This is a genomic window from Streptomyces huiliensis (assembly GCF_020037025.1).
Classification (GTDB): domain Bacteria; phylum Actinomycetota; class Actinomycetes; order Streptomycetales; family Streptomycetaceae; genus Streptomyces; species Streptomyces huiliensis.
In genome coordinates this window covers 24,720-41,055 of record NZ_JAIQLH010000083.1, presented here as the reverse complement: position 1 = coordinate 41,055, position 16,336 = coordinate 24,720, and the positions used below count along the sequence as shown (strand labels likewise).

16 protein-coding genes are annotated in these 16,336 nt (G+C 74.7%); 12 read left to right on the top strand and 4 right to left on the bottom strand.

Features of this window, described 5'->3' with window-relative positions; all coding sequences use genetic code 11:
- Positions 1 to 7: 7 nt before the first annotated feature.
- The gene (locus JNW98_RS16890; RefSeq protein WP_223769064.1) at positions 8 to 1,393 is read right to left on the bottom strand and encodes an LGFP repeat-containing protein; all 1,386 of its coding nucleotides are present in this window, start codon (positions 1,391 to 1,393) and stop codon (positions 8 to 10) included.
- Positions 1,394 to 1,529: 136 nt separating this feature from the next.
- On the opposite strand from JNW98_RS16890, the gene JNW98_RS16885 reads away from it, so the two are divergent.
- From JNW98_RS16885 to JNW98_RS16870, 4 genes are all read left to right on the top strand, one after another.
- Positions 1,530 to 2,141, top strand: coding sequence for a PadR family transcriptional regulator (locus JNW98_RS16885; protein WP_223769063.1), 612 nt, complete (start codon positions 1,530 to 1,532; stop codon positions 2,139 to 2,141).
- 132 nt (positions 2,142 to 2,273) lie between these two features.
- Positions 2,274 to 2,813 carry a Clp protease N-terminal domain-containing protein gene (locus JNW98_RS16880; RefSeq protein ID WP_223769062.1) on the top strand — a complete coding sequence of 180 codons (540 nt, stop codon included), beginning with the start codon at positions 2,274 to 2,276 and terminating at the stop codon, positions 2,811 to 2,813.
- 12 nt (positions 2,814 to 2,825) lie between these two features.
- Positions 2,826 to 3,920 carry an EamA family transporter gene (locus JNW98_RS16875; RefSeq protein ID WP_223769061.1) on the top strand — a complete coding sequence of 365 codons (1,095 nt, stop codon included), beginning with the start codon at positions 2,826 to 2,828 and terminating at the stop codon, positions 3,918 to 3,920.
- A 173-nt stretch (positions 3,921 to 4,093) separates the two neighbouring features.
- On the top strand, positions 4,094 to 5,224 hold the full coding sequence (locus tag JNW98_RS16870) for a DMT family transporter (protein ID WP_223769060.1): 1,131 nt from the start codon (positions 4,094 to 4,096) through the stop codon (positions 5,222 to 5,224).
- Here JNW98_RS16870 and JNW98_RS16865 read toward each other — a convergent pair.
- The gene (locus JNW98_RS16865) at positions 5,196 to 5,882 is read right to left on the bottom strand and encodes a pyridoxamine 5'-phosphate oxidase family protein (RefSeq protein WP_223769059.1); all 687 of its coding nucleotides are present in this window, start codon (positions 5,880 to 5,882) and stop codon (positions 5,196 to 5,198) included. The two genes, JNW98_RS16870 and JNW98_RS16865, sit on opposite strands and share 29 nt — an antisense overlap.
- Before the next feature lie 125 nt (positions 5,883 to 6,007).
- Between JNW98_RS16865 and JNW98_RS16860 the strand changes: the two genes are divergently transcribed.
- A complete protein-coding gene (locus JNW98_RS16860) occupies positions 6,008 to 7,339 on the top strand; it encodes an aminotransferase class I/II-fold pyridoxal phosphate-dependent enzyme (RefSeq protein ID WP_223769058.1) in 1,332 nt (443 codons plus the stop codon).
- 620 nt (positions 7,340 to 7,959) lie between these two features.
- Here JNW98_RS16860 and JNW98_RS16855 read toward each other — a convergent pair.
- Entirely contained in the window at positions 7,960 to 9,003 is a 1,044-nt protein-coding gene (locus JNW98_RS16855) for a DMT family transporter (protein WP_223769057.1), read from the bottom strand.
- A 74-nt stretch (positions 9,004 to 9,077) separates the two neighbouring features.
- Between JNW98_RS16855 and JNW98_RS16850 the strand changes: the two genes are divergently transcribed.
- The 6 genes from JNW98_RS16850 to JNW98_RS16825 all read left to right on the top strand — a co-directional run bounded on the left by JNW98_RS16850 (position 9,078) and on the right by JNW98_RS16825 (position 13,899).
- Positions 9,078 to 10,025 (top strand): LysR family transcriptional regulator, encoded by a 948-nt coding sequence (locus JNW98_RS16850; protein WP_223769056.1) that lies wholly within the window; start codon positions 9,078 to 9,080, stop codon positions 10,023 to 10,025.
- Between the two features lie 94 nt (positions 10,026 to 10,119).
- The gene (locus tag JNW98_RS16845) at positions 10,120 to 10,947 is read left to right on the top strand and encodes a HipA family kinase (RefSeq protein ID WP_223769055.1); all 828 of its coding nucleotides are present in this window, start codon (positions 10,120 to 10,122) and stop codon (positions 10,945 to 10,947) included.
- Positions 10,948 to 10,955: 8 nt separating this feature from the next.
- Positions 10,956 to 11,348, top strand: a complete 393-nt coding sequence (locus tag JNW98_RS16840; RefSeq protein ID WP_223769065.1) for a DUF3037 domain-containing protein — start codon at positions 10,956 to 10,958, stop codon at positions 11,346 to 11,348.
- A gap of 155 nt (positions 11,349 to 11,503) precedes the next feature.
- A complete protein-coding gene (gene fabG, locus JNW98_RS16835) occupies positions 11,504 to 12,265 on the top strand; it encodes a 3-oxoacyl-ACP reductase FabG (protein ID WP_223769054.1) in 762 nt (253 codons plus the stop codon).
- 16 nt (positions 12,266 to 12,281) lie between these two features.
- Complete coding sequence (locus JNW98_RS16830; RefSeq protein ID WP_223769053.1) at positions 12,282 to 13,043, top strand: SDR family oxidoreductase; 762 nt, start codon at positions 12,282 to 12,284, stop codon at positions 13,041 to 13,043.
- A 169-nt stretch (positions 13,044 to 13,212) separates the two neighbouring features.
- Positions 13,213 to 13,899 (top strand): uracil-DNA glycosylase, encoded by a 687-nt coding sequence (locus JNW98_RS16825; protein ID WP_223769052.1) that lies wholly within the window; start codon positions 13,213 to 13,215, stop codon positions 13,897 to 13,899.
- A 53-nt stretch (positions 13,900 to 13,952) separates the two neighbouring features.
- On the opposite strand, the gene JNW98_RS16820 is transcribed toward JNW98_RS16825, so the two are convergent.
- Positions 13,953 to 14,360 carry a DUF3224 domain-containing protein gene (locus JNW98_RS16820; RefSeq protein ID WP_223769051.1) on the bottom strand — a complete coding sequence of 136 codons (408 nt, stop codon included), beginning with the start codon at positions 14,358 to 14,360 and terminating at the stop codon, positions 13,953 to 13,955.
- Between the two features lie 135 nt (positions 14,361 to 14,495).
- On the opposite strand from JNW98_RS16820, the gene JNW98_RS16815 reads away from it, so the two are divergent.
- Positions 14,496 to 15,464, top strand: coding sequence for a helix-turn-helix transcriptional regulator (locus tag JNW98_RS16815; RefSeq protein WP_223769050.1), 969 nt, complete (start codon positions 14,496 to 14,498; stop codon positions 15,462 to 15,464).
- Positions 15,465 to 16,336: the final 872 nt, after the last annotated feature.

The following is a 16,336-nucleotide window of genomic DNA, read 5'->3' as shown; positions in this document are numbered from 1 at the left end:
TGGAGCGTCAGCCGCAGGTCATGTCGGCGGATGGGCGGTCCGGGTGGTTCCGGTGGCACAGGTGCTGCGGGGCCTTCAGGTCCTTGATGGAGCCCTGCCACACGGTGCCCTGCCACAGGGCCTGCGGGGAGCCGGAGTCCGCCAGCAGGCGCGGGTAGCGCAGGACCTCCCAGGACGGGTACCTGTCCTTGTTCGTGTCGGTGTCGAAGCCGGTGAAGCTCCTGTTCTTGTCGTCGTAGCCGTGCGGGTAGATGTGGAACGTCGCGTTGATCCGGCCGAGATCCGCCCACTGCGAGCCCGGGACGTCCACGAACGAGTTGACCGCCGACACGTCCACCCGGATGCCGCCGTTGCCGTAGGGCTCCACCCAGTACTCGTTCCGCGGGGTCCGGTCGTCCTGGACCACCTTGGCGTGCTCGGTGCGCACCAGGGGCTTGGCGTTACGGCAGGTCAGGTTCCCGACACAGGACTGGTCGACGTAGATCCCGACCTGGCCCGTGGCGGTGTCCCAGGCGATGGCCACCTTCGAGCTCGCTTCGGGTTCGGTGCTCCACAGGCGGTGGTTGCCCAGGGAGTGGTTGACCGGGTCGCCGTCGTCGCCGATGTAGCCGCGCACCACGACGATGCCCCGGTCGGGGCCCTTGGGCAGCAGCGTGGCACTCTCCTTCAGGTCGCCCGGGGTCGGACTGCCCTGGAAGAAATGGGCGTTCGTGCGCGGGATCAGCGGGTTCGCGGTTTCGTTCGGCGACCACCGGATGGGGCCGCGCTCGAACATCTGGGTGACGCCCTCCTGCTGGAGTTCGTCGGTGATGGGGTAGCCGTACACTCCGCCTTCCCAGCCCGCGTCTCCCCAGCGCCGGCCGATGACGCCCCAGACGGGGTGGACGCCGTTGGAGCGCGTGGGATGCCAGTAGAGCGAGCCGCCCTGGAACACCTGGCGCTTCCCGGCGCCGTCGGGGAGAGACAGCTCGTCGCTGGTGGGGTAGCCGAGGGAGCCCTTCTCCCAGCCCATGGCGGCCCACTTGTCGCGGATGAGGCCCCAGATGACGTGGGCGTCGGTGGAGGGGCTCCAGTAGATCGAGCCGCCGTCGAAGACACTGAACCGGCCCACCCCGTCGGGAGCGGTCTGCTCGTCGGTCTGGGGGCAGCCGAGCGTGTCCCGGTACTCCCGGTACTTGTCCAGGATGCGGCCCTGGACCGTGTGGCCGCAGATCTGCTCCGGGGGCTTGCCGACGGCGGAGGCCGTCGGCGGGAAGAGGGCGGAGCCGGCTAGGAGGGCGGTGAGCAGGAGCGAGATTCTCGCTCCTCGTCCGTGGGTTTGTCCGCGGGTTCGGCCGCGGGGCGTTTGACGTTCGCTCCCGCGGGGCGTTTGGCGTTCGCTGAGGATGTTCACCGGAATGATTTTCGTGCACATGTCAATGAGATGGACAGTGCCCGCCGAGCCAAGTGTCGTCGCGGGGCCTTGTCGTCCCGGTGTTACCGATATATCGTCGTAGCATCGCGAACGATCGATGAACTGGAGGAACGATATGCGGCATCCCCATGGACCCCATGGACCTCATGGACACGAGCACCCCGGCTTCGACCGGCGCGGTGGTGGCGAGCGGGGCGGGCGGCGTGCCTTCGGTCCGTTCGGTCCGTTCGGGCCGCCCTTCGGCGGGCCTCCGTTCGGGGGGCGGGGGCGCGGTGGTCCGGGCGGCCGGGCGCGGCGCGGTGACGTGCGGGCGTCGATCCTGGCGCTGCTCAAGGACCGGCCGATGCACGGCTACGAGATGATCCGCGAGATCGCGGAGCGCAGCGGCGGCGCGTGGCGGCCCAGCCCCGGGTCGGTGTACCCCACCCTGCAGCTGCTGGAGGACGAGGGGCTGATCAGCAGCGCGAGCGAGGGCGGCAAGAAGCTTTTCGCGCTCACCGACGACGGCCGCGCGGAGGCCGACGCCGGCTCCGCGGCCCCCTGGGAGCAGGTCGCGGGCGGCGTCGACCGCGAGACCGCGCAGGAGGTCAGGCAGGCCGGCTTCGCGCTGATGGAGGCGTTCGGGCAGGTCTGGCGCACCGGCAGTGCGGAGCAGCGGGAGCAGGCCCTGGACGTCGTCAACGAGACGCGCCGGAAGCTGTACCTCATCCTCGCCGAAGGGGACTGACACCCTGTGACGCCGCCCGCGCGTCTCCTCCTCAAGGAGGAGCGCGCGGGCGTTCGCGCCCAACCGGAGGGGGACGCGCGAATGCTTCCGTCCGGGGATGCTTCCGCCGCCCGGGACTGATGGGGTGGGAGGGTGCAAAGCCGTACACCTGACATCGGCGGGGCGGGCGAGGCGCCGCTGAGCACGGCGGTGGCCGCGGCGGTCGCCGGTGCCCGCAGGCGCGCCCAGCGTGACGGTGACCGGCAGATCGACACCGCGCACCTGCTGCACTCCCTGCTGGAAGCGGACCCCGAGACCAGGCTGGCGCTGCCCGGCGGCCCGGACCGGGTCGTACGGCTGCTCGGCTACCTCGTCCAGCGCAGCATCGGGTACGGCCTGCGCTGGCGCGGCTCCGTCGAGGACTCCCGGGCGCTGCCGCTGCTGCCGGAGGGCGGGGTTCCCGGCTGGTCGCCCGCCGCCGCCACCGCCATGGGCGAGGCGTCCGCGCGGGCCGCCGCCCGCGGGCCGGTCCCGGTCGAAGGGCTCGACCTGCTGGCCGCCCTGGTCCTCGACCCCCGCTGCCGGGCCGTGGAGGTGCTGGAACGCGCCGGGATCGACGTCGAGGGGCTGCGCGTCCCGCCCGCCGGACGATGGGTCAGGAGCCATACCGGTGACGGTCCTGTCGGAGCCTGACATGATGCGGCGATGCGAAAGGAACCGGTGTCCGGCGGAAGGGGGACGGGGCTCGGCCTCGCCCTGGTGTCCGCGCTCGCGTTCGGTGGCTCGGGGGTCGCGGCCAAGCCGCTGATCGAGGCGGGGCTCGACCCGCTCCACGTCGTCTGGCTGCGCGCCGCCGGCGCCGCCCTGGTGCTGCTGCCCGTCGCCTGGCGGCACCGCGCCCTGGTGACGCGCCGCCCCGCGCTGCTCGCGGGGTTCGGCCTGCTGGCCGTCGCGGGCGTCCAGGCTTGCTACTTCGCGGCCATCTCGCGGATCCCGGTCGGGGTCGCCCTGCTCGTCGAGTACCTGGCGCCCGCGCTGGTGCTGGGCTGGGTGCGGTTCGTCCGGCGGCGGGCGGTGTCGCGGGCCGCGACGGCCGGCGTGGTGCTGGCGGTCGGCGGGCTGGCCTGCGTGGTCGAGGTGTGGTCCGGGCTGCGCTTCGACGCCCTGGGGCTGCTGCTCGCCCTGGGCGGTGCCGTCTGCCAGGTCGGCTACTTCGTCCTGTCCGACCACGGGGGCGACGGCGCCGAGGCCGCCGACCCGGTGGGCGTCATCGCCTACGGCTTCCTCCTCGGCGCCCTCGTCCTCACCGCGGTGGCGCGGCCCTGGACCATGGACGCCGGCGTGCTCGCCGGGAGCGCCGGACTGCGCGGCGGGGACGTCCCGGCCGTCACCCTGCTGGCGTGGCTGGTGCTGGTCGCCACCGTGGCCGCCTACCTCACCGGCGTCGTGTCGGTGCGGCTGCTGTCCCCGCAGGTGGCCGGGGTCGTGGCCTGCCTGGAGGCGGTCGTCGCGACGGTGCTCGCGTGGGTGCTGCTGGACGAGCGGCTGTCCGTTCCGCAGCTGGTGGGCGGCGCCGTGGTGCTGCTCGGGGCGTTCGTCGCGCAGCGCTCGGCGCCGCGGGACGGCGGGGTGCGGGGCGGGGGTGACGGGCTCGGGGCCGGCCGTGCGGAGGAAGTGCGGGACGGCGGGGTGCGGGGCGGGGGTGACGGGCTCGGGGCCGGTCCTGCGGAGGAAGTGCGGGCCGGTGGGAAGGAGTTGTCCGGCGGGAGGGAGTTGTCCGGCGGGTCGCCCCGGTCCTAAGATGTGATCATGCCTACGAGTGCTGTTCTTCCGCCTCCCGCCGCCTAGCGCGGGCGGCTCTTTTCCTCTCTCCGGGAGACCGACCCGGTGCGCCATGACGCGCGCCCGGGCGACTGCCGCTGCCCGCGTCCGAAGACCACGCGATCTTTCACGTCTTCTGCGGGAGAACAGCCATGTCCGACACGTCCGTGTCGTCTTTTCCCTCCGTACGCCCCGACGCCCCGCGGATCCCGTCCGCCGGGCGCGGTCTGCTGTACGTCACCTTCACCGCCCTGACCTGGGGGACCACCGGGGCCACCGCGACCCTGGCGATCGACAGCAGCGGCCTCGGCCCCGTCGCGCTCACCTTCTGGCGCTGCGCCGGCGGCTTCGCGCTGCTGCTGGCCGTCCGGTTCCTGGTGCCCTCGCGGCGTGCGGCCGGGCGTCCGCGGCCGGCCGGGCCACGACGGCACCGGGTGACGGCCGCCCTGGTCAACGGGTTCGGCCTCACCGTCTTCAACGCGGCCTTCTTCGCGGCGGTCGACGCGACGGGCACAGCGGTCGGCACCGTCGTCACCCTGGGCGCCGCGCCCGTGCTGGCGGCGCTCGGCGGCCGGCTGCTGATGGGCGAACGGCTCGGCGCGGGCGGCCGGCTGGCCGTCGCCGGGGCCCTCGCCGGGCTGGCCGTCCTCGTGCTCGGCGGCGGCTCGGCCACCGTACGGCCGGCCGGGGTGGCGCTGGCGCTGCTGTCGGCGGCGGGGTACGCGCTGTTCGCCGTCCACGCCCGGCACCTCGGCCGGGCGGGCCGGGCGACGGACCCCTTCACCACGACACTGACCTCGTTCGGCGTCTGCACCGTGCTCCTGCTGCCGTTCGCGCTGGCGGGCGGGGTACTGCCGAGCGCCCAGGGACTGGGGCGCACGCTGCTGCTGATGGGCTACCTGGTGACCGTGCCGACGGCGCTGGCCTACGCGCTGTTCTTCACCGGGCTGCAGGCCGTACGCGCCACCACGGCCACCGTGATCACCCTGCTGGAGCCGGTCACCGCGGCGGTCATCGCGGTGACGGTGCTGGGGGAGCGGCTGACGGCCGCGACCGTCCTGGGCACGGTGGTGCTGATGGCGGCGGTGGCGGGGCTGGCCGTGGTGGAGACGCGCGGGGCCGGACGCACCGCACGGTCCGCGACGGCCGCGACGGCCGCGACGGCCGCGACGGCCGCGACGGCCGCGACGGCCGCGACGGCCGTTCCGGTCGTTCCGGTCGGGGCTCCGGAGGCCGGCGCGGACGTCGGGCCGGTCAGTCCTCGTGGCCGGGGCGGGGCGTGAGGTAGCCGGGGAGCGGGACGCCGGGGGCGAGGTCGTCCGCCGGGACCGGCGTCCCGCGCACGGTGGTCACGGGAACGACGCCCGTCCAGTACGGCAGGGCGAGGTCCTCCGGGTCGTCCCCGGGGCCGCCGGTGCGGACCTTGGCGGAGACCTCCGCGAGGTCGACGCGGAGCACCGCCGTGGCGGCCAGCTCCTTGGGCGAGCCCGGCCGGGAGTCCGCCGCCCGGCCGGGCACCGCCTGGTCCACCAGGGCGTCGAGCGCGGTGGCCAGCTCCTCCGGGTCGGTCACCCGGCGGGCGGTGCCGTGCACCACGACGCAGCGGTAGTTGACGGAGTGGTTGAACGCGCTGCGGGCCAGCACGAGGCCGTCGACGTGGGTGACGGTGACGCAGACGGGTATGCCCTCGGCGGCCTCCCCGGCGGCGCGCAGCGGGGCGGAGCCGGTGGACCCGTGCACGTACAGCCGCTCGCCGACGCGTCCGTAGAGCGTCGGCAGGACGACCGGCGCGCCGTCGCGGACGAAGCCGAGGTGGCACAGGTAGCCGTCGTCGAGGATGGCGTGGACCAGCTCGCGGTCGTAGGAGGCGCGGTCGCGGTAGCGGGTGGGGGTGGTGCGGGGGGTGCGCTCGTACGTCCCGCCGGGGGGCGGGGCGGGCATCGGGTCCGGAGCGGACGTCGGATCCGGATCGGGTGTCGGGGCCGGGGAAGCCGGAGACGCCGGAGAGGCTGAGGATGCCGGGGAAGCCATTGCGGACTCCATTGCACTAGTGCATAATCGGGTTTGTGCTAGGAGAGTATCGGATCACGGGCCGTCGTGCGGCGGAGATCTCGGAGAGCGTGGAGCGCGCCGTCGGCGACGGCCGCCTCCCTCCGGGGGAACTGCTGCCGCCGCTCAGGGAGTTGGCCGTCAGCCTGGGCGTCAACCACAACACGGTGGCGTCCGCCTACCGGATCCTGCGCGACCGCGGGGTGATCGAGACCGCGGGCCGACGCGGCAGCCGGGTGCGGCCCCGCCCGGCCAGCGCGCCCCGCGAGCTCATAGGGGTGGAGGTGGGGGCGGGGGTGTGCGACGCGGCGACGGGCAACCCCGACCCCGCTCTGCTGCCCCCGCTCGGCGCCGCGCTCGCGGCGGCGGCCGAGCGCTCGGCCCGGACGCCCGTGCTCTACGGTGACGCTCCGGTCGACACCGAGCTGGAGCGGATGGCGCGTGCCGCCTTCACCGCCGACGGTGTGCCGGACGGGCCGGTCGCGGTGGTCTCCGGCGCCCTCGACGGGCTGGAACGGGTGCTGACGGCCCATCTGCGCCCGGGCGACGCCGTCGCGGTCGAGGATCCGGGCTGGGGGAGCCTCCTCGACCTCGTCCCGGCGCTCGGCCTGCGGCCCGTCCCCGTCGCGGTGGACGACGACGGCCCGGAGCCGGAAGCCGTCGCCCGCGCCCTGGAGGGCGGAGCCCGGGCCCTCGTCGTCACCACCCGCGCGCAGAACCCCACGGGAGCCCTCGTCGGCGCGGACCGCGCACGCGAGCTGCGGAGCGTCCTCGCCGCGCACCCCGGGGCGCTGCTCGTCGAGGACGACCACGGGCACGGCATCGTCGACACGCCCCCGCATCCGCTCGGCGGGGCCACCGGGCACTGGGCGTTCATACGCTCCGTCGCCAAGGCGTACGGCCCCGACCTGCGGCTCGCCGTGCTCACCGGCGACGCCGTGACCGTGGACCGGGTGCGCGGCCGGCAGCGCCTCGGGCCAGGCTGGGTGAGCCACGTCCTCCAGGACGCGGTGCTGCACCTGTGGCGGACGGGCGCCGTCGACCCGGCGGCGACGGCCGCCGCGTACGGACGCCGGCGCGACGCGCTCGTCCGCGCCCTGCGGGAGCGGGGACTGGCGGCGCGCGGGCGCAGCGGGATGAACGTCTGGCTGCCGGTGCCGGACGAGACGGGCGCCGTGGCCCGGCTGCTGCGCGCCGGCTACGCGGTGGCACCCGGCGCCCGGTTCCGGCTGACCTCGCCGCCCGGGGTGCGGATCACGGTGTCGGCCCTGGGCCCGGACGACATAGAGCCGGTCGCGGACGTCCTGGCATCCGCGACCGCGCCGGGGCCGGCGGGGCGTTACGGCTGAGTGGGGAGGACGGTCGGGCTGGGGGGGTGAGGGCTGAGGGGGTGAGGGCTGCGAGGTGTCGGGGCCCGGCTGTCGGGGCGAGCGCGGCGGCGCGGTCGCGCGGTGCAGGGGAGCGCGGCGCCTCCGCGACGTCTCGGCCGGCAAGGGGGACGGCGAGCCGCTTCCCACCGTGCCGCTGCCCGGCGCCCTTGTGCGCCGCCGCAGTCCGGGCGCATCCGGCGAGGCGGTGTGCGTGACGCTGCGGTTCGGCCGCTCGCATCGCGAGCGCGGCGCCGCGGTTTTGGTGGGGGTGCCTCCGGTGAGCGGGTGGTGCGCGAGCCGCTTCCCGTCGTGCCTCTGCGCGCCGCCGCAGTCCGGGGGTCCGGCGAGGCGGGCATGCGTGACACTGCGACTCGGCCGCGCGCACTGCGAGCGCGGCCTTGCGGTTCCGGTGGGGGCGTTCCCGGCGAGTGGTGGTGCGCGAGCCGCTTCCCGTCGTGCCCCTGTGCGCCGTCACCGTTCGGCGCGTCGGGCGGGCGGGTGCGCGTGACGCTGCGGCTCGGCTGTGCGCACCGCGCGGTGGGGCCCGGCGAGTGGTGGCGCGGGCGGGCCGCCTCTTGTCGGGGGTCTGGCCGGTGCCGCTACGTGTCGTCGCCGTTCGGCGCGGTCCTCGCGGTCCTCGCGGCCGTCGGGGTGGCGCGGGCGGCCTTGGGTCGCGAGGTGCCCCGGGTTTCCCGAGCGCCCCGGGCCTGGGTCAGTGCCGCGCCGGCCAGCACGATCAGTGCGCCGACCGGGGTGTTCCAGGTCAGGTCCTCGCCGAGCAGCGCGGCTCCGGCCGCCGTCGCCACCACGGGGATGAAGTAGGTGCTGAGCGCCGCAGTGGTGGGGCCGACTTCGGCCACCAGCCCGTACTGGACGAGCATGGCGAGGCCGGTGCCCAGCGCCCCGAGCGCGGCGATCGCCAGCAGCGACACCGGGTGGAAGGCGGACGGCAGCGGCGCCGCCAGCGGGGCGACGACGGCGAGCTGCGCGGTGCCGATGAGCAACTGGCCGGTGGAGAGGGACAGATGGGAGTCGCCCGTGCCGGAGAGCATGCGCCGCACATAGATCCAGCCGATCGCGTAACTGGCCGACGCCGTCAGGGCCATGGCGGTGCCCCACGGGTCCTGACCGGAGAAGCCGTTCCACGCGCCGAGCACCACGAGGACCCCCGCGAAGCCGAGGAGGAGTCCCGCGAACCGGCGCCGGGTCGGACGGTCCTCCGACAGTGCCACCAGCGAGAAGACCATGCCCCACAGGGGCGTGGTGGCGTTGCAGATGCCCGCGAGCGAGGAGGGGATGCGGAGCTCGGAGTAGGCGAACAGGGAGAAGGGCAGCGCGTTGAGGAGGAACGCCGCCACCGTCAGGTGCGCCCAGGTCCGCGCCGAGCGGGGCAGCCGCTGCCGCTTGACGAGCAGGGCCGTGGCGAGCACCGCCGTACCGAACAGCATGCGTCCCAGGGAGACGAAGAGCGGGGCGTACCCGTCGGTCCCCAGCCGGATGAAGAGGAAGCTGAAGCCCCAGACGAGGGCGAGCATGCCGAACCGGACGCGCCAGTCGACGGCGGGGGCGGGGGAGGCGAGGGAGACGGGGGAAGCGGGAGTGGCCGGGACGGCCGTGGGGGGACGTGGGGTGACGGTGCTCATGCGGCTCAAGATGTCGGAACGGACCTCTTAGAACAAGCAAATTCTCGTACACGTGTTCACGTAGCATCGCTGAGATGTTGAATCTGGAGCGCCTGCGCACGCTCGACGCCGTCGCCCGACACGGATCCGTCAGCGCCGCCGCCGCGGAACTGCGGGTGACCACCTCCGCCGTCTCCCAGCAACTGGCCAAGCTGGAGCGCGAGACCGGCGAGCGGCTCCTCGCCCGGCAGGGCCGCGGCATCCGCCTCACCGACGCCGGTCGGCTGCTCGCCGCCCACGCCGAGCGCATCCTGTCGCAGGTCGCCCTCGCCCGGTCGGACCTGGAGGCGCAGCGCGGCCGGGCCGTCGGCCGGCTGCTGCTCGGCGCCTTCCCGACGGCCGTCCGCGGCATGCTTCCGGCCGTTCTGACCAGGCTCCGCGCCGACCACCCCCACCTCGTTGTGATCGCCGAGGAGATGCGCCCGGAGGAGGCCGTCCGGCGGGTCGACCGCGGCGACCTCGACGTCGCCGTCGTCCTCGACTGGACCAACCGGCCGCTTCCCCTGCCCGCCGGGCTGTCCAAGGCCGTGGTCCTGGACGACCCCGTGGACGTCGCCGTGCCCACCGGCCACCCGCTCGCCGGCCGCCGCGACGTCTCCCTGGAGGACTTCGCCGACGACGAGTGGGTCTCCTGGCCCAAGGGCGAGTTCTGCCACGAATGGCTGCTGGGCACCCTGCGCGCCCAGGGCGTCGAGCCCCGCATCGCGCACATGGCCGACGAGCACCACACCCAGCTCGTCCTCGTCGCCGCCGGCCTCGGCGTCGTCGTCTCCCCGCGCCTGGGCCGCGGGTCCGTTCCCGACGGGGTGCGCATGGTCCCGGTGCGACAGGCGATGCGCCGGCACGTCTTCGCCGTATGGCGCGCCGACGCTGACACCCGCCCGTCCGTCCGGGCCACGGTCGACGCGCTGCGCGCGACCGGCCGCGCACTCGCCGACCGCGAACCGGCCGGGGACGCCCCGGACCAGGAGCCGTCCGTGTGACGGGGGTGGACCCAATCAAGGTGATCAAGGGTGGTCACGCTCGGTTACTATGCTCACTTCGTGGCACGTCGAGAGAACCGCGGAGCCTGAGAACATGCTGACGGAAGTCACCGCCACCCGTTACGTCACGCCGTTGCGTGAGGGCGGGTCGCTGCCCGGGATCGTCGAGGCCGACGACCTCGGGACGTATGTCGTGAAGTTCAGCGGGGCGGGTCAGGGGCGCAAAACCCTTGTGGCCGAGGTGATCTGCGGGCAGCTCGCCCGGGCGCTGGGGCTGCGGGTTCCGGAGTTGGTGGGGGTCGACGTCGATCCGGTGATCGGGCGGGGGGAGCCGGACCAGGAGGTGCAGGCGCTGCTGAAGTCGAGTGGCGGCCTGAATCTGGGGATGGACTTCCTGCCCGGCGCGCTCGGCTTCGATCCGCTCGCCTTCGAGGTGGACGCAGCCGAGGCCGGGCGCGTGGTGTGGTTCGACGCGCTGGTGGGCAACGTCGACCGCTCCTGGCGCAACCCCAACCTGCTGGTCTGGCACGGCGCCCTGTGGCTCATCGACCACGGCGCCACCATGATCTGGCACCACAACTGGCCGTCCGCCGGCGCCGCCGCGGACAAGGGGTACGACGCCTCGGACCACGTCCTGGCCACCTTCGCCCCCGACCTCGCCGCCGCGACGGCCGAGCTCGCGCCGCTCGTCACCGAGGAGCTGCTGACCGGCGTGGTCGCCGACGTCCCCGACGTCTGGCTGGCGGACGAACCGGGCTTCGACGGGCCGGACGCGGTGCGCCGGGCCTACGTCGAGGTGCTGCTCGCCCGGGCGGCCGGCATCGGCGACCGCGTCACCCTCGGCGAGCGCAGCGCAGACAAGCCCTCGCAGGCGCCCGAGTGGGTGCGGGTCAGGCTGGACAACAGGAAGGCCGGGAAGTGACGGACCGTATGAAGGACGCCAAGGAGCGGGACGTCTTCGAGTACGCGCTGCTGCGGGTCGTGCCGCGCGTCGAGCGCGGGGAGCAGATCAACGCGGGCGTCGTCGTCTACTGCCAGGCGCGGGCGTTCGTCGAGGCCCGCGTCCACCTCGACGAGGCCCGGCTGCTCGCGCTCGACCCCGCGGCGGACGTCGCCGGGGTGCGGGCCGCGCTCCGCGCCGTCGAGGGCGTCTGCGCCGGTGGCGAGAGGGCCGGGCAGGCCGCCTGCGACGACGCCGGACGGCGCTTCCGCTGGCTGATCGCGCCGCGCAGCACGGTCGTCCAGCCGGGACCGGTGCACACCGGGCTCACCCTCGACCCGCGGGGCGAGCCGGAACGCCTGCTCGACCTGCTGGTCCGGTAGGGAGCGGGGCCGGTGCCGGGGCGTTGACAGCGGATGGCGGGGCTTCTAGCGTCTGATCGGCCGAAGCTACTGAGCGGTTGCTCACCCACCGTCCGAGGGGCCGCCCGGCCCGCTCCCGCCGGTCGGGGACGCCGCCCGAGGTGAGGAGAGTCCCCATGTTGACCAGCGAACGGCGGGTGGCCGTCGTCACGGGCGCCGCCCGCGGCATCGGCGCCGCGACCGCCCTGCGCCTCGCCGTGGAGGGCCGCGCGGTCGCCGTCCTTGACCTCGACGAGGCGGCCTGCGCGGACACCGTCGAGCAGATCTCCCGTGCCGGCGGCGAGGCCCTCGCCGTCGGCTGCGACGTCTCCGACGCGGAACAGGTGTCCGCCGCCGTCGCAAGGGTGGCCGAGGGGCTCGGCGCGCCGACCGTGCTCGTCAACAACGCCGGGGTGCTCCGCGACAACCTGCTGTTCAAGATGAGCGAGGGCGACTGGGACACCGTCATGAACGTGCACCTGCGGGGCGCGTTCCTGATGGCCCGCGCCTGCCAGAAGCACATGGTCGACGCCGGCTGGGGCCGCATCGTCAACCTCTCCAGCAGCTCCGCCCTCGGCAACCGGGGCCAGGCCAACTACTCGGCCGCCAAGGCCGGTCTCCAGGGCTTCACCAAGACCCTGGCCAAGGAGCTCGGCAAGTTCGGCGTCACCGTCAACGCCGTCGCCCCCGGGTTCATCGCCACCGACATGACGGCCGGCACCGCCGCCCGGATCGGCATCGGGTTCGAGGACCTCCAGGCCGCCGCGGCCGGCGAGATCCCCGTGGGACGGGTGGGGCAGCCGGAGGACGTCGCCCACGCCATCGCCTTCTTCACCGGCGAGAACGCCGGTTTCGTCTCCGGCCAGGTGCTGTACGTGGCCGGCGGGCCGCTCGACTGAACGGGGACGCGCAGCCATGACCACCTCTGACACCGCCGCCGGGAAGGTGACGCTGGTCACCGGGGCGAGCCGCGGCATCGGCTACGCCATCGCCGAGGCCCTGGTCGCCCGGGGCGACCGCGTCGTCGTCACCGGCCGCGACGCGACCGCCCTCGCCGAGGCCGTCGAACGGCTGGGCGGCGCCGACCGGGCGCTCGGCGTGCCCGGCAAGGCGCACGACGAGGCCCACCAGGCCACCGCCGTCGAACGGGCCATGGAGACCTTCGGCCGCGTCGACCACCTCGTCAACAACGCGGGAACCAACCCGGTGTTCGGCCCGATCACCGAGACCGACCTCGGCGTCGCCCGCAAGGTCTTCGAGACCAACGTCGTCTCCGCCCTCGGTTTCGCTCAGCAGACGTGGCGGGCGTGGCAGAAGGAGAACGGCGGGGCGATCGTCAACATCGGCTCCATCGCCGGACTTTCCGCGTCCCCCTTCGTCGGCGCCTACGGCATCAGCAAGGCCGCGATGGCCAACCTCACGCTCCAGCTCGCTCACGAGATGGCGCCCGGCGTCCGCGTCAACACCGTGGCGCCCGCCGTGGTCAAGACGAAGTTCGCCGCCGCCCTCTACGAGGGGCGCGAGGAGGAGGCCACGGCCGGTTACCCGCTCGGCCGGCTCGGCGCACCCGAGGACGTGGCGGGCGCGGTGGCGTTCCTGCTGTCCGACGCGGCGGCCTGGATCACCGGGCAGACGCTCGTCCTCGACGGCGGCCGCTTCCTCAACGCCGCGGTCTGAACGCTGCCGTCCGAGCGGGCGAACGTCGCTGTCCGAGCGGGCGGGGGCCGGGGACTGAGTAGGCGGGGACCGGGGTCCGCTGGGCCCCGGCACCCGCGCGGCGGGCGTTGTCAGTGGTCACCGGTAAGTTCTCGGACGAGAAAGAGAACCGATCCCGGAGGTTGCTGAAGTGACGGTCACCGACGTGCTGCCCGAGTCCTGGCGCGCAGTCCTCGGCGAGGAGCTGGAGAAGCCCTACTTCAAGGAGCTGACCGACTTCGTCGAGGAGGAGCGGACGAAGGCGCCGGTGTACCCGCCGCGCGGCGAGGTCTTCGCCGCCCTGGAGGCCACCCCCTACGACCGGGTCAAGGTCCTCGTCCTGGGCCAGGACCCCTACCACGGTGCCGGCCAGGGCCACGGCCTGTGCTTCTCCGTGCGCCCCGGTGTCAAGACGCCGCCCTCCCTGCGCAACATCTACAAGGAGATGCGCGAGGAGCTGGGCTACGACGTGCCGGACAACGGCTACCTCATGCCCTGGGCCGAGCAGGGCGTCCTGCTGCTCAACGCGGTGCTCACGGTCCGCGGCGGGGAGCCCAACTCCCACAAGGGCAAGGGCTGGGAGAAGTTCACCGACGCCGTGATCCGCGCCGTCGTCTCGCGGCCCGACCCGGCGGTCTTCGTGCTGTGGGGCAACTACGCGCAGAAGAAGCTCCCGTTGATCGACGAGTCGCGGCACATCGTCGTCAAGGGTGCCCACCCGTCGCCCCTGTCGGCCAAGCGCTTCTTCGGCAGCCGCCCCTTCACCCAGATCAACGAGGCCATCGCGGCGCAGGGACACGAGCCGATCGACTGGCGCATCCCGGACCTGGAGGTCTGAGCGGGGCCGGAGCCGGGGTCCGGCGGCGCGGCCTGACCCCGCCGCTGCCCGGCTCAGCCGGCGGTGTGCTCGAACCGGTAGGGGACGGCCTTGATCCCGTGCTCCGCCGTGTACCAGCCGCTGCCCGCGAGGCCGGCCAGCTCCCCGCTGCCCGAGCCGGGCACCACCTCGAACGAGCAGCGCACGGTGCCGCGTTCGTCGAAGGTACCCGTCTCGCGCACCGCGAAGCCGCCCTTCCGGCCGGCGACCGCGCCGTCGAACAGCTGGTAGCCGGAGAAGGTGCCGGTCCCGTCCGGGGCGTAGGCGATGGTGTACGCGCAGTGGGTGTCCGCCGCCTCGATGACGCCGGTGTAGGTGTTGCGGACGGTCGCCCGGGCGAGGCGGGTGCCGCCCTCCGTCCGACCGAGCTCGTGCTCGTCCCAGTCGAGGAAGGTGAACGTGGAGTCGGTGTGCGTGGTCATGCGGTGGTCCTCCGGATCGGGCCGCGGGGGGCGGCGTCGGACCGCCCGTACGGTCCGGGCGGCTCCCGCACAGCCTCCCGCCCGTACCTGACACCTTCCGTCAGGTACGGAAACGGGGGGTGGGACGATGCCGGGATGCGCGCCGACCGCCTCCTCTCCCTGCTCCTCCTGCTGCAAAACCGGGGGCGGATGACCGCCCCCGAGCTGGCGGCGGAGCTGGAGGTGTCGGTCCGTACCGTCTACCGGGACGTCGAGGCGCTCGGCGCCTCCGGCGTCCCGGTCCTCGCCGACCGCGGACCGGCGGGCGGCTACCGGCTGCTCGACGGCTACCGCACCCGCCTCACCGGCCTCACCGAGGACGAAGCGGGCTCCCTCGCCCTCGCCACCGTGCCCGGCGCCGCGGCCGAACTCGGCCTGGGCGCCGACCTCGCCGCGGCCCGGCTCAAGCTGGAGGCCGCCCTCCCGGCCGGCGCGGGGGAGCGGGCGCGGCGCGTCGCGGAGCGCTTCCACCTGGACGCGCCGGGCTGGTTCCGCGACGCCGAACCCGTGCCGCACCTCGCGGCCGTCGCCGACGCCGTGTGGCGGCAGCGCGCCCTGCGCGTGCACTACCGCCGCTGGAAGGGCGAAGTGCGGCGGGAACTGCACCCGTTGGGGCTCGTCCTCAAGGGTGGCATCTGGTACTTGGTCGCCCGCGCCGAGACGGACATCCGCACCTACCGGGTCTCCCGCGTCCTCGCCGCCGAGACGCTGCCAGGCCGCTTCGAGCGCCCGGCCGGCTTCGACCTGGCGGCCACCTGGGCGGCGACCTCCCGCCGGCTGGAGGAGATGCGCCACCAGGGCGAGGCCCGGCTGCGGGTGTCGCCCGGCGTCCTGCGGCTGCTGCCGGCGAAGTTCGGCGCCGCGGGCGCGCGAGCCGCGGCGGGGGCCGGGGCGCCGGACGCCGACGGGTGGACGGAGGTCGTGCTCCCGGTGGAGTCCCTGCCCGTGGCCGTCTGCGACCTGCTGGGGCTGGGCGCCGAAGCCGAGGTGCTGGGCCCGCCCGAACTGCGCGCCGCGGTCGCCACGGCGGTGGCGGCGCTGGCCGCGCGGTACGGGGGCGGGTGACGCGGTGGTGAGCGCGGCCGGCCGGGGGCGTCGGGCCGGGCCTGCCGGGCCTGTCGAGCCCGGGAGTCCGGCCGGGCTGGGTGGTCGGTGTGCCGGGGACGCCGTAGGGCCGCGTGGGCGCCGATTCGAGGGGTGTGAGTCGCGTGTCCCGGCCACGGCCTCCAGCGTGGGAGGCCGAGCAGTGCTGTCGGTGGGCCGGGGTTCCTCAAGGGGCCGACGCCTCGGAAGTTGTCAGGGGCCGCAACCGCCGTGCCGCGTGGCCATCGGGCCGCCGGGCCGAGGGCCGTCAACCGCCGTACACCTGACGGCAGATGCGTGAGGCATCGCTCCCCGGCTGCCAGCGGCCGTACTGTTCGCCCATCGCGCACGTGCCCATGCGGGCCCGGGGCGGGGGTGCCGGGTGTGGTCGCTCGGGGGCGGGGGCCGGGCGGGGGTGTTCCGGTTCGGGGTGGTGTCGGGGGCTTGCCGGGGGTGGGTCCGAGCGGGGCTCCGAGCGCGGTTCCGACCTGGGTGGGGGTGGCGGGGCGCGGTGCTCCGACGGCGGTGGGGCGGCAGGCGGCGGGGGTGCCTCGGTGCGGCGCTCCTCCGTCCGCGCTCCCGTGCTCGGCGAGGAGCGCCGGTGCTCCGGGGCGGAGGCGGAGCCCGAACCCGAGGGCGGGGCGGAGCCCGCCCCCTCGCGGTGGGGCGCCCGCCGTGCCGGTCCCGGCCCTGCGGTAGCGGCGACGGACGGCGGGCCCAGGACGTCGGAACCGGGCATACCCGGCATCCCGGGCAGCGCGGGAACGCTCGGCACTCCGGGCAGACCGGGAACGCCCGGCAACCCCGGCAGGCCGGGCACACTCGGCGACCCGGGAATCGCCGGTCTCCCGGGC